The organism is Clostridium paraputrificum (assembly GCF_900447045.1).
In the GTDB taxonomy this organism is placed as follows: Bacteria; Bacillota; Clostridia; order Clostridiales; family Clostridiaceae; genus Clostridium; species Clostridium paraputrificum.
The window spans coordinates 942,826-955,194 of sequence record NZ_UAWH01000014.1 but is presented as its reverse complement, the minus strand read 5'-3'; the positions used below and the strand labels follow the sequence as shown (position 1 = coordinate 955,194).

Annotated in this window: 13 protein-coding genes; 2 read left to right on the top strand and 11 right to left on the bottom strand. The window is 28.6% G+C overall.

Annotation, left to right across the window (positions count from 1 at the left end; translation table 11 throughout):
* Positions 1–30: 30 nt before the first annotated feature.
* From DR024_RS09495 to DR024_RS09475, 5 genes are all read right to left on the bottom strand, one after another.
* Positions 31–1,323 carry a PTS sugar transporter subunit IIC gene (locus DR024_RS09495; protein ID WP_027099739.1) on the bottom strand — a complete coding sequence of 431 codons (1,293 nt, stop codon included), beginning with the start codon at positions 1,321–1,323 and terminating at the stop codon, positions 31–33.
* Between the two features lie 326 nt (positions 1,324–1,649).
* Positions 1,650–2,504, bottom strand: coding sequence for an alpha/beta hydrolase (locus DR024_RS09490; protein WP_027099738.1), 855 nt, complete (start codon positions 2,502–2,504; stop codon positions 1,650–1,652).
* Positions 2,505–2,611: 107 nt separating this feature from the next.
* The gene (locus DR024_RS09485; protein ID WP_027099737.1) at positions 2,612–3,340 is read right to left on the bottom strand and encodes a MurR/RpiR family transcriptional regulator; all 729 of its coding nucleotides are present in this window, start codon (positions 3,338–3,340) and stop codon (positions 2,612–2,614) included.
* Positions 3,341–3,425: 85 nt separating this feature from the next.
* Positions 3,426–4,904, bottom strand: a complete 1,479-nt coding sequence (locus DR024_RS09480; RefSeq protein ID WP_055183558.1) for a glycoside hydrolase family 1 protein — start codon at positions 4,902–4,904, stop codon at positions 3,426–3,428.
* Positions 4,905–4,985: 81 nt separating this feature from the next.
* Complete coding sequence (locus DR024_RS09475; RefSeq protein ID WP_027099735.1) at positions 4,986–5,597, bottom strand: hypothetical protein; 612 nt, start codon at positions 5,595–5,597, stop codon at positions 4,986–4,988.
* Positions 5,598–5,783: 186 nt separating this feature from the next.
* On the opposite strand from DR024_RS09475, the gene DR024_RS09470 reads away from it, so the two are divergent.
* Complete coding sequence (locus DR024_RS09470) at positions 5,784–6,656, top strand: diacylglycerol/lipid kinase family protein (RefSeq protein WP_051196079.1); 873 nt, start codon at positions 5,784–5,786, stop codon at positions 6,654–6,656.
* A gap of 249 nt (positions 6,657–6,905) precedes the next feature.
* On the opposite strand, the gene DR024_RS17705 is transcribed toward DR024_RS09470, so the two are convergent.
* From DR024_RS17705 to DR024_RS09445, 6 genes are all read right to left on the bottom strand, one after another.
* Entirely contained in the window at positions 6,906–7,046 is a 141-nt protein-coding gene (locus DR024_RS17705; RefSeq protein WP_155849331.1) for a hypothetical protein, read from the bottom strand.
* A 215-nt stretch (positions 7,047–7,261) separates the two neighbouring features.
* A complete protein-coding gene (locus tag DR024_RS09465) occupies positions 7,262–7,657 on the bottom strand; it encodes a hypothetical protein (RefSeq protein ID WP_055183559.1) in 396 nt (131 codons plus the stop codon).
* 10 nt (positions 7,658–7,667) lie between these two features.
* Entirely contained in the window at positions 7,668–8,354 is a 687-nt protein-coding gene (locus tag DR024_RS09460) for an ABC transporter permease (protein ID WP_055183560.1), read from the bottom strand.
* Positions 8,355–9,263 carry an ABC transporter ATP-binding protein gene (locus DR024_RS09455; protein WP_111918602.1) on the bottom strand — a complete coding sequence of 303 codons (909 nt, stop codon included), beginning with the start codon at positions 9,261–9,263 and terminating at the stop codon, positions 8,355–8,357.
* 80 nt (positions 9,264–9,343) lie between these two features.
* Entirely contained in the window at positions 9,344–10,279 is a 936-nt protein-coding gene (locus DR024_RS09450) for a sensor histidine kinase (protein ID WP_055183561.1), read from the bottom strand.
* Positions 10,279–10,974: a response regulator transcription factor gene (locus tag DR024_RS09445; RefSeq protein ID WP_055183562.1), complete on the bottom strand. Its 696-nt coding sequence runs from the start codon at positions 10,972–10,974 to the stop codon at positions 10,279–10,281. The genes DR024_RS09450 and DR024_RS09445 overlap by 1 nt, the downstream gene beginning before the upstream one ends.
* Positions 10,975–11,465: 491 nt before the next feature.
* On the opposite strand from DR024_RS09445, the gene DR024_RS09440 reads away from it, so the two are divergent.
* Positions 11,466–12,350 carry an NAD-dependent epimerase/dehydratase family protein gene (locus DR024_RS09440; protein ID WP_027099729.1) on the top strand — a complete coding sequence of 295 codons (885 nt, stop codon included), beginning with the start codon at positions 11,466–11,468 and terminating at the stop codon, positions 12,348–12,350.
* Positions 12,351–12,369: the final 19 nt, after the last annotated feature.

Sequence of the window (12,369 nt, the reverse complement as noted above, 5' to 3'; positions counted from 1 at the left end):
CTTATTTTCTATTATTTTATATTTTGAACACTATTGCACTAATGTTTCTTCAGATGAAACTTCTTCACTCTTTAAAGCTTGTTTATCTAATACTTTGAAGAATGGGAAATAAACTAACATACCTATAGCTATTAAGACAACTTGAAGAACTGCTACTTTCCAACCACCTGCAAGTACACCATTTACTAATATAGGCATACCAAAAGGAACTTGAACTCCATTTAATCTTGGCACTATATTAGCTGCAATCGCTAAGTAAGCTACTAAAGTTTGAATTAATGGAACAGTTATAAATGGTATTGCCATAATTGGATTTAATATTAAAGGCAACCCAAATACTATAGGCTCATTAATTGTAAAACATCCAGGACCAACAGTTAATTTAGCAATCGCCTTATGTTGTTTAGCTTTTGCAAATATAAGCATTACAAATATAAGAGATAAAGTACCACCAGCACCACCAATACCTGCAAATAATCCATAGAAAGTTTTACCCATTATATTAGGTAAATCAGAATTTGCAACTCCTGCCATAACAGCTTCCATATTCATTGTATCCATTGGTAAGTATAAAGCACTTATAAAACTTCCTACAACTAAAGAACCATGTAGACCAAATATCCAAAGCACCATTTGAATTAATATAATAAATAATAATGACCATATTGATCCAGATAGGTTTTGTAGTGGTGCTGCGATTATCCCATATACAAAATCCGCAAAAGAACCATACTTAGTTAAAGAGAATCCAAAAGCAACAAATACAAATAAGAACCCTACTATAATTGCTGGGAATAACCCCGCAAAAGTATTTGACACTACAGGTGGTACACTTTCTGGCATTTTAATTATTATTTTCTTATCAAGGAACAAGCAATATAATCTACCTGCAATTAAAGCTACTATCATAGCTCCAAATAATCCCTTAGCACCAAGCCAACCAATATCTAAATAGCTACCAGTTTCAAAGTTAGCTAATGGAGTAATAATTAAGAAGCAGAATGCCGATATACATCCAGCACCTATAGCTTTTTGTCCTAAATTTTCAGCTAAACAGTAAGCCACAGTAAAAGATGCATATAAGGCAATAAGACTAGTTGTTAGTGTTGAAGCCGCCATTAAATAAGTTCTTATACCTGTATCAGTTAAAAATTGTTTCCATGCATCGATAGGCAATACAGCTAACAATAAAGCGATTGATCCAATCATTAATAAAGGCATCAACATCATTAACCCATTTGATATTGCAGAAAGATAGTTGTTAGTTTTTACCTTTTCAGCAAATAGCATAACCTTGTCCATAATTTGTTCTTTGTCTTTCATCTTAACCCCTCCAAATTTATAAATGAGTTCTTCTAATTATTTAATTGATCAATTATTACAATACTAATTATAAATGGTATTTCTAAATTTGTAAACCTTTTTATAAATAAATATTTACTAAATTTAAACTAAATTTTATTAAATTTATGCTTTTTTCTTCTATTATTCTCTTTTAACTAGAAAAAAACTACATTTTAGTACTAATATAAGCTTTCTTATCAACTTAATATTTAGTAAATATTGTATAAACTCCCCTTATATGTATTTATATATAAAAAAGAGTGCTATTCCCTTATGTAATAACACTCTTTTTCTATAAATATTTATTAATCTATATAATCTGAAAGCCACTCCATACACAAATCAAACCAACGTATTACATGATTATTAAAATGACTGTCCTTTCTAGCTGTTGTTCTATCACACAAAGCAAGTCCATGCTCACCCTTTTCAAAAATATGAAGCTCAAAAGGAACATTGTTTTCTCTTAAAGCTAATGAATACTTAATTATTCCAGATACATCAACCAACACATCTTCAAATGTATGCCACATAAAAGTTGGTGGTACATCTTTGCTTACTTTGTTTACTAGATTAAATTTATTTAAATCCTCTTCAGTTGGGTTGTCAACTCCAAAAAATCTTTCATTTTGGCTATATTTTAAGTCAAATATTTTGCTACCAAATCCCTTCTCTCCTGGTTCTGTAGGATTCGCTTCAATTGCTGTATAACATAAAATAGATGCACATAACCTTAAATCTTCTAGGGTAACACCCGCTTTATCTGCAAGTTCTTGATTTACCGTATTTACACTTAAATTTGCAGCTAAATGCCCACCTGCAGAGAAACCACATACTATAACTTTTTCAGTATCTACAAGCCACTTATCTGCATTTTCCTTTACTATCTTCATACATTTTGCAAGCTCTATTAAAGCATGTTCTGGTGTATTTTTATTTACATCTCCAGTAGTATACCAAAGTACAACACTATGCAATCCAACACTATTAAACTTTAATGCTATTGGCTCTGCTTCTCTGTCACTTGTAAATGCATATCCTCCACCAGGACAAACAACCACTAATGGTCTTTTCTTACCAACATTATATTCTTGTGAGTTATGAAGAATATATGTGTCTAAATAGGCTGTTTCATTAATTTTAATTCTCTCATTATTCATTTTATACTCCTCCTTATTTTCACTAAATATTTAGTAAAATATTTTTATCATCAAAAAAAGTTTAGCACAAATATGCTAAACTTTAGACGTTAAATTTTGACCTGTATTTATTTATAGTTGGCACATAATGTATTTAATATATATAACAAAGAATACATTCCTTCCCCATATAATGAATTATCCCCACATAAAAGTATTAAATCAAAATACTTAGTAAATTCATTTTTCTCATTTTCTGTAATAAGAATAGTTTTTCCCTTCATTTCAGATACCATGTTCTGATTATCTTCAATTGTAAAATAATTTCCCTTAAAAGAAATAAAAATTGCTAAATCTTTATTGGTTAACTTCAAAACTTCTTCATCTACAGAACTTATAGGTAATACTTCAACGTATTTTCCCTTCATCATCATTCTACATTGAAATTCTAATGTTATAGCTAGGTTGTTTTCAAACCCAAAAATAATAACTCTTTTGGCATCCTTTATTAACTTAATTGATCTTTCTATAATATCATTAGATAAATTATTTCTTGTAACCATTAGTCCATTTATTATCTTTTCATAATAGCCTTCCTGACTAAAGTCCTCATATTTATAAACTTCACTAGGCATTTCTAGAATTGCCTTTACATTTGTGAAATTCTTCAACCCAATTTCTCTAAAAAATCTTGTTGCAGTTGATGGTGAACAAGCACATAATTCCGAAAACCTCTCTAAATTCATATCCTTTACTTTATCTATATTATTAATAAGTTTCTTTGCAATAATGATATTAGTATCATTATCTGAGTGTTCCCTAATATATTGAAATAAAACCATTAAAATATATTCCATAAAAAATAATCCTCCAATAAATTCTTTTGACATTATATCATCTAAACATCAAAAAAACAATTGAAGGACTATTGTAGAGTATATTCTAATCTAAATCTGTTCCATTAGATGCAATTACTTTCTTATACCAGTTAAAGGACTTCTTTTCCTTTCTGCTATAATTACCAGTACCATCATCATATTTATCAACATAAATAAAACCATAACGCTTTGCCATTTCTCCAGTTGATGCACTAACTAAATCTATACATCCCCATGGTGTGTATCCCATTAAATCAACTCCATCAACGTTTATAGCATCATCCATAGCCTTTATATGCTTTCTTAAATAATCTATTCTATAATCATCGTTTATACTACCATCTTCCTCAACCTTATCAAATGCACCAAGTCCATTTTCTACTATAAATAATGGAATTTGATATCTATCATATAGATAATTTAAAGCAACTCTCATTCCTGTTGGATCTATTGCCCATCCCCAATCAGACTCTTCTAAGTAAGGGTTCTTAATACCACCCATTAAGTTACCAGATGATTTTTTAGTTCCATCCTCTGGGTTAGCTGATACAGTTAAGGACATATAATAACTAAAGGCTAAGTAATCAACCTTTCCTTCCCTTAATATTTCCTTATCTCCATCTTCCATTTTTATATTTATACCTTCTCTTTCAAACTCTTTTAGCTTATAAGAAGGATAATATCCCCTACATTGAACATCTGTGTAGAAATAGTTACTACTTGATTTTTGCCAAGCTAGAAAAACATCATCTGGATTACAACTGTATGGATAATTTAACATATATGCAAGCATACAACCTATTTTAAATTCAGGATTAATTTTATGTCCAAGAATTACAGCTTTTGCACTTGCAACAAATTGATGGTGAGCAGCTTGCATAGTAGTTTGCTTATCTCTAGCAATAACACCACCTGCCATATAACTTCCAAGTTCTATACAGTTTATTTCATTAAATGTCATCCAATACTTAACCTTATTTTTATATCTATTAAAAATAGTTTCACAGTATCTTACATAACAATCTATAGTTCTTCTATCTGCCCATGAATTCCACTTCTTAGTTAATCCAAGAGGTGTTTCATAGTGAGATATTGTTACTATAGGTTCTATTCCATATTTTAATAATTCATCAAAAACATTATCATAGAATTTTAATCCCTCTTCATTTGGTGTTTCTTCATATCCAAGTGGGAATATTCTTGACCATGCTATTGATAATCTAAAACATTTAAATCCCATCTTTGCAAATAAAGCTATATCTTCTTTATAATTACTATAGAAGTCTATTCCATCATGATTTGGATATAATTTATCATCAAGACAACAAAGCTCTGCCCCTTCTGGAATATCTTTTATGTTAAACATAGGCACACCGCCTGTTGTTCCATCTTGTAATTTATAAGTTACTAATCTAGGTGAAGTATGTGTTCCATTTGTAATAACATCATCAGTAGATAATCCTTTACCACCTTTGTTCCATCCACCTTCAAATTGGTTTGCTGCTGTAGCTCCCCCCCATAAAAAGTCTTTTGAAAAAGCCATAATATCTCCTCCTTTTATTTTATATTTTTAGTCTATCACTAAAAGTTAGAGATTTTACCGTCAAAAAATGACGTGTACTTTTTATATTGGAGAATCACAGTATTCACATCTTCCTACACTACCCTTAACTATATTCCTAGCACCACAACACTTACAAACAACAACATTAGGTTTATAGTACTCATTATTAGGTTTTTGTGATGGAATTACTAATTCATTTTCCCTTTCATCAATATAAGCTCCTTGAAAATATCCTGAACTTATCATATCATCTATATCTTCCCTTACTTCTCTAACAGTTAAGTTTGCTATTTCAGCAATTCTTACTAAATTACATTCTCCTCCATTTATTACTATAGCAATATACTTTCTATATTTTTCTGCTTTTACTGAAAGTTTTTTTGACGTCATAAATAGAACTACTCCAGCTACTAAAAAGAATAGCGCTAAAACTATATCAGATAAATCCCACCCTCTATCAACAAAGGATACAATCCCACAAAAAATCATAAAGAAACATACGTATGAAGCAATTCTTACTCCTTTTCCAGTAGTTAAAATTGTCTTTCTATTTATCTGTGTACGTTTATAAATCAAGTAAATACCAACCGGCCAAAATAGTATAATTGCTATAATTATTACTGGCCATGTATATATTGGATTTATTCTATCACTATTATTAAATGTGCTCATTCTATTATCCCCCCTTCTACATCCCATAATATTGCATTTTATACTTAAATTGTATATTCTTATAAAAGTCCAGTCAATGTATTCATCTACCACTTATACTCTTCATTTTTATCATTATTGTATATATACTACATAACCAATAATGATATACTTAATATATACAGCTTTTTAAATAAGGGGGACTTTATGACACATGTATTTATTGTAAATCCATTTGCTGGTGGAGGAAAAAGTTTAAAAATACTTAATAAGATAAAAGAAGTATGCAATAAAGAAAATATAGACTACATTGTAAGGTTTACCAAAGCTCCTAATGATGCCACAAAAATAGCAAGAGAATATGAAAACTTAGGAGGTATAATCTATAGTGTTGGTGGAGATGGTACTATGAACGAAGTATTAAATGGTATTGTTGGCTCTAAGAATCTTTTTGGGATTCTTCCAGCTGGTAGCGGAAATGATTTTCATAGAGTACTTATGGCTATGGATGAGATTTCTCCAACTATTGATATAGGAAAAATTAATGATAGATATTTTATAAATATAGCTTGTATTGGAATTGATGCTGATGTTGCTAACAATGTAAGCATAATGAAAAAGACTAAAATTCCAGCATCTCAAATTTATAACATAAGTATTCTTTATACTTTCTTTAAGTATAAATATAAGGACCTTGAGTTTAACTTAAATAACTCTCAAATAAAGGACAAGTTCACCTTGCTAGCCATATGTAATGGAAAATATTATGGTGGAGGTTACAAGATTGCACCAAATGCAGAACTTAGTGATGGTCTTTTTGATATTTACTTTGCTAAAAAAATATCAAAATTAAGAATTCCTAGCCTTTTCTTAAAACTAATTAAAGGTAGTCATGAAAAATCACCAATTATACATAAAGGAAAAAGTGATTCATTAATAATAAAAACTGATGAAGATATTGTATGTAATGTTGATGGTGAACAATTAATAGCTAGAAATTTTAATGTTCAGATTATACAAAATGCAATAACACTTTACAATAATAAGGAACTTACAGAACAATTTTTATCAGTAAATTAATAAAAAAGGTGTGGCGGATATTTATTTCCCTTGTTCCGTCGCAAGCTCCAAGTCACATGGAAACAAATATTCACCCCACACGTATTAAAGGTAAGGAAATTATAAAATTACTATCCTTTTTTATATTTTTTAATATGAAAATGTAATAATACCTTTGATTTATAGCTAATTGAAATTTTATACTTTCCTAGACAGTAAAAAAGAGAAATTGCTTTGCAATTTCTCTATCTTTATACCTTATTACCCTAATTAATATCCTAAAGTATCCTCATATTCCTTTAATATAGTAGCTTGGTCCTTTACCCCGTCATCTACTACTCCTTGACTTTGTACACCTTCGTTTACTTCACCATTTAATACTTGTTCATTTAACTTTTCATCTTTCTTCATATTATGTCCCTCCCATATTTATGATAACGTTTTCTCTTGCCCTCAAGTTAATTTTATCATCATTTTAAAAACCTAGCAACAAGAGATTTTTTTCTTAATCATTTATTAATAGGATTAACTAATAAAGAATAAATTATTATTACTTCTCTAAATAAAAAAATACTAGCCACATAAGTTTGGAATAAAGACGATAATTAAATATACTTTGATAACTCTTAAGGTGTTATTTTTTCAAAAGTATTAGAATCAACCTTATATTTAGAGTAAAGTGCAGCATTATCCATAGGACCTATAATTTTATCATCACATATAACCCAATAGTTTGTTTTAGTGCCATCTCTAGGTGTTTGTTTTAAATAGATATTATATCCACTTATTTTATATGAATTAATATATTCAGAAATAACTACCTCTGAAGTTTCCTTTGTAATTACTTTATATTCTTTTGTAGAGGTATTAGTTAATATATAATGAGAATTTAGTGTAATTGACTTGTCAAAGTTAGCTACACACTTCAGTGTAAGAGATGCCATATATTTAACAGCTAAAAATCCTAATATAAAAATGAAGCTTATTATGAAAAATAAATATTTTCTATTAAAGTGTCTCATATTTTTCCTCCTACACATCTATCTCATTAAGATTTTTAGCTACATATATATAAGATAAAATTCCTATGATAAATATAATAATTGGAAAAACAGTATTTAAAGTGCTTGTTGTTCCAAGCCTATCAGCATAACTCTTTCCAGATACTAAAAGTATAACTAACACTGTTAACAATGTTGACTTGCTCTTATAGGATATAAATGTAGCTAAAAGCACAAAGCCTATAGCTGATATTATTCCCATAAGATAAATAATTGGCCTGCTTACAATATAGTTGTATCCTAAGCCTACATAAAAACTAAATACCCTATTACTTACTAAGAATAAAATTAGTTGCAATCCTAAGGTAAATATTATACTTAAAACAACAAAGGCTATAACAGTACAAACCTTAGCTAATAATATTCTTCCTCTAGCTTGAGGATATAAAAATAGTGTTTTTACTGTGCCATCATTAAATTCATCACCTACTAAGTTACCCACTAGTATTGCACCATAAACAGAAAATATAACTACTGTTACCTGTACAATTTGTTCTATATGATAGTAGATCACATTTTCTTGGGAAACATCTTTAAAACCAACTAATATAGCAGTAATTGTTGATGCAATAAATATAGCAATATTGGCTAAAATCACTCCAAAAATATCACTCTTTATTTTGTTCTTCTTAAATTCTATCTTCATTAAATTAAACATTTAAATCCCCCTTACCTTTTTTATGAAATATTCCTCTAGGGAGATTTGAACCATATTAAAGGATAATACCTCTACATCACTTTTTACCAAAGTGCTTAATATCTTTTTTCTTTCCTCTAAAGCTTCATAAACTATAATAGTACCCTTATTTATAAGCTTCATATTTATTATATTTAATTCTTTTTCCAAAATAGCTAAAGCCTTTGAATAATCCTCAACTTCAATTTCAATATAAACTGAACACTTTTCCTTTACCTCTTCTAGTAATCCATCTTCAACTATTTCTCCATTCTTTAAAAACATTACCTTATTCACTAGTGTTTCAAGTTCATTAATAGCATGACTTGATATTATTATTGTAGTATTAAACTCTCTGTTAAGTTTTAATAAAATCTCTCTTAGTTCAACTATTGCAATAGTATCTAGTCCGTTAGTTGGCTCATCTAAGATTAAAAGCTCTGGTTCTGTTATAAGTGCATAAGCAATAGCTAGTCTTTGCTTTTCTCCAAAGGATAATTCTTTAATTTTCCTATCCTTCTTATTATGAAGACCTACCCTTTTCAATACACTTTCTAACTTTTCCTCATCATAAAACCCTAAGTATTCACAATGTACCTTAAAGTTTTCATAAAGAGTTAACTTTTTATAAAATACAGGCTCATCTATTAAAGCTCCAATATTTCTTAAATAATCATAACTATCTTTCTTAATCTCTTTTCCTAGTACTTGTATATTTCCACTTGTTGGCTTTAACAAATTAACTATAAGCTTTAAAAGAGTGGTTTTACCTGCTCCATTTTCACCAATTAAACCATAGATATCTCCTGCTTCTATATTAAAAGAAACACCTTTTAATACAGTTTTATTTTTAAATTCCTTTGTAACATTATTAAAAGAAACCCTATCCACAAAACTTCCTCCTTCCTATGGCTTAATTCTAAAATTAACTTTTAACTATTTTATCTCTTATTTCTTACATAGTTCTTAAGTTAAACAGTGAAGTTCTTAAGAGCAACCCTAAATACAGTTTCCTTCCCCTGTTCACTTTCCACTTCTATAGCCCCCTCCATATTTTCAACTAGCTTTTTACTTATAGCAAGGCCTAGTCCACTTCCTGAAGCTTCTTTATTTCTTGATGACTCTCCTATATAGCTTCTTTCAAACACTTTCTTCTGCTCTTCCTTTGAAATACCTCTACCTCTATCAATTACTTCTATAAATGTATTTTCCTCATCCTTAATTATGTTGAAACCTAAATACTTACCACTTCCCCCATACTTGTATGCATTGTTGATAAGATTATTAATTACTCTCTCAACCCCTTCCTTATTTCCTAAAACATAAGCTGATTCCTCTGGCATATTAATATTAACCTGAAATTCTTCATTGGATAAAATATCATAATAAGATAATATAATTTCCCTGGAAATCTCTCTTAAATCAATTTTTTCAAGGTCTATTTTCTTATCTCCACTTTCAAGTTTTGCAAGGGTAAAAAATTTATTTACTAATTCTAATACCTCCTTAGAACGAGTATTTATCTTATTTAAAATCTCATTTCTTTCATCTTCTGAAATAGTAGAATCCTTAATTAAAATTTCTATATACCCCATAATTACTGTTAAAGGAGTCTTTAAATCATGAGATACATTAGAAAGCATATTATTTATAGTAGTTTCCTTATTTATTCTTAAGGTATTTTCCCTCCTATTAAAGTTGATTAAATCATTTATACCAACTAATAACCTTCTTAGCTCTAATTTATCAGTAGGAAGCAATAAAGTTTTACACATCTCATCTTCATTAAACTTATTAAGCTCATCTGAAATAAACTTAATGTCCTTTGTTATTCTTCTTAACCTATATTTATCATAAATAGTTACAGATAGGAGAATTATTATTACTACCCACAAAACTAATTTCATTACTCTTTCCTCTCATACTTGTACCCTATTCCCCATAGAGTTTTTATATATTTAGGTTTTGATGGATCTCTCTCTACCTTTTCCCTTAATCTTCTTATATGAACATTTATTATATTGTCATCTCCCATAAACTCATCTTCCCATACTTGTCTATAAATCTGTTCCTTGGTAAAAACTATATTAGGATTAGTTAAGAAAAGCTTAAATATTTCAAACTCCTTATTTGTTAACTTTAAATCCTCATCTCCTCTTTTTACTGAATAATTATTTATATCTATTGTTAAATCATCTACTTTAATTACCTTATTTTGCTTTACTTCTTCATTAGAATACTCAGTAGCTCTTCTTATTGCTGCCTTAACCCTTGCAGATAACTCAACCATTGAAAAAGGCTTGGCTACATAATCATCAGCACCAAATCCTAGCCCTAAAGCCTTATCTATTTCTCCATCCTTTGCTGATAAAATAATTGCTGGCACATTACTCTTTTCTCTTATTCTTTTTATAAGGTCAATACCATCCATCTTTGGCATCATTATATCTAAGATAACTAAGGAATAATCCTTCTGCCTAAATTGAAATAGCCCCTCTTCACCATTAAAAGCAGTATCAACTATATACCCTTCCTTAGTTAAATAATTCTTAACCATTAAAGAAATCTCTTTTTCATCTTCAACTAACAAAATTCTCTTCATAAAAACCACCCCTCCTTTATATATTTTACCAAAAAGTGTAGCAACTTCATATTTAAAGTCAAATTAAGAAAAGAAATAGGAGGAGTTTAAATAAAAATATATATAATGTATATTTAAGTCATAGAACATCTATTTTTAATCTTAAGTGATATAAAAGGCATAAAAGAGTGCCAGTTATAGCAGTAAGGGAAAACAAAGATGATTGATATGATCTTGTTGCTAGATTAATTGGAGAAGCCAAACAAAAATTATCTCTCTTTACTATTTCATCAATCTTCTTTAAATCATCTGTTATAGTGTATCTTAATATTCTATTAAAAATAGATAAGAAGGCAATATACTAGTTAAGATATAAGAGATTAATATACTGTAGCATAGGTTATTAACATGTTATGGCATATTTTTATATGTAAAATCTAACTAATTATAGATAAATATTCAACTATAGTTTTATAATGTTATAAGAGATGTGTTAAAAAGGAGATGTAGAAATGAATATTTTAATTTTAGGTGGCACTAGACTTTTTGGGAAAGTATTAGTTAGAAATTTAATTGAGCGTGGACATAATGTAACTATAGCTACAAGAGGTTTAACTCAAGATAGTTATGGAGATTTGGTAACTAGGATAATTATAGATAGAGAAAATAAAAAAAGTATTGAAAAAGCTTTAGAAGGAAAGTATTTTGATATTATATATGATAATTTATGTTATTCTCCTAATTCAGCAAGAGACTTATGTGATGTAATTGAGGATAAAACAGATAGATACATAATAATATCAAGTTCAGCTGTCTATAAATTTAATAAAAATATAAAAGAGGAAGAATTTAATCCATATATTTATAAAGTTATTTATGGAGATAGAAATGATTTTTCTTATGCAGAGGGAAAAAGACTATCAGAGGCAGTAGTATTTCAAAATTATAATATTAAAACTGTAGCTGTTAGGTTTCCAGTAGTACTTTCTAAAGATGATTATACAAAAAGACTTTATTCATATGTAGAAAATAATATATTAAACAAAAGTACAAATATTAATAATATTGATTCGAATTTAAGTTTTATTAGTGATAAAGAAGCAGGTGATTTCTTAGCTTGGTTAAGTAATGTTGATTATGTGGGTCCAATAAATGCTGCAAGTTATGGATCTATAACCATTAAAGAAATTATAGAATATATTGAAAAATCTACAGGTAAAAAAATGATAATAAGTAGTGATGGAATAAATGGAAAGTATAATGGAATCTTTGATTCTAATTTGGACATATCTAGAGTAGAAAGTCTAGGTTTTAAATTTAATAATATTAAAGAATATATATTCAATCTGCTTGAATACTATACAGATATATGTATTACAAAATTCTTTCAGTCATAAGAAAACCCAAATCTGATTT

What these genes read in the sequence shown, in the direction of transcription:
- DR024_RS09495 (WP_027099739.1), bottom strand. Translation starts at nt 1,323, where the DNA reads ATGAAAGACAAAGAACAAATTATGGACAAGGTTATGCTATTTGCTGAA.
- DR024_RS09490 (WP_027099738.1), bottom strand. Translation starts at nt 2,504, where the DNA reads ATGAATAATGAGAGAATTAAAATTAATGAAACAGCCTATTTAGACACA.
- DR024_RS09485 (WP_027099737.1), bottom strand. Translation starts at nt 3,340, where the DNA reads ATGGAATATATTTTAATGGTTTTATTTCAATATATTAGGGAACACTCA.
- DR024_RS09480 (WP_055183558.1), bottom strand. Translation starts at nt 4,904, where the DNA reads ATGGCTTTTTCAAAAGACTTTTTATGGGGGGGAGCTACAGCAGCAAAC.
- DR024_RS09475 (WP_027099735.1), bottom strand. Translation starts at nt 5,597, where the DNA reads ATGAGCACATTTAATAATAGTGATAGAATAAATCCAATATATACATGG.
- DR024_RS09470 (WP_051196079.1), top strand. Translation starts at nt 5,784, where the DNA reads ATGACACATGTATTTATTGTAAATCCATTTGCTGGTGGAGGAAAAAGT.
- DR024_RS17705 (WP_155849331.1), bottom strand. Translation starts at nt 7,046, where the DNA reads ATGAAGAAAGATGAAAAGTTAAATGAACAAGTATTAAATGGTGAAGTA.
- DR024_RS09465 (WP_055183559.1), bottom strand. Translation starts at nt 7,657, where the DNA reads ATGAGACACTTTAATAGAAAATATTTATTTTTCATAATAAGCTTCATT.
- DR024_RS09460 (WP_055183560.1), bottom strand. Translation starts at nt 8,354, where the DNA reads ATGTTTAATTTAATGAAGATAGAATTTAAGAAGAACAAAATAAAGAGT.
- DR024_RS09450 (WP_055183561.1), bottom strand. Translation starts at nt 10,279, where the DNA reads ATGAAATTAGTTTTGTGGGTAGTAATAATAATTCTCCTATCTGTAACT.
- DR024_RS09445 (WP_055183562.1), bottom strand. Translation starts at nt 10,974, where the DNA reads ATGAAGAGAATTTTGTTAGTTGAAGATGAAAAAGAGATTTCTTTAATG.
- DR024_RS09440 (WP_027099729.1), top strand. Translation starts at nt 11,466, where the DNA reads ATGAATATTTTAATTTTAGGTGGCACTAGACTTTTTGGGAAAGTATTA.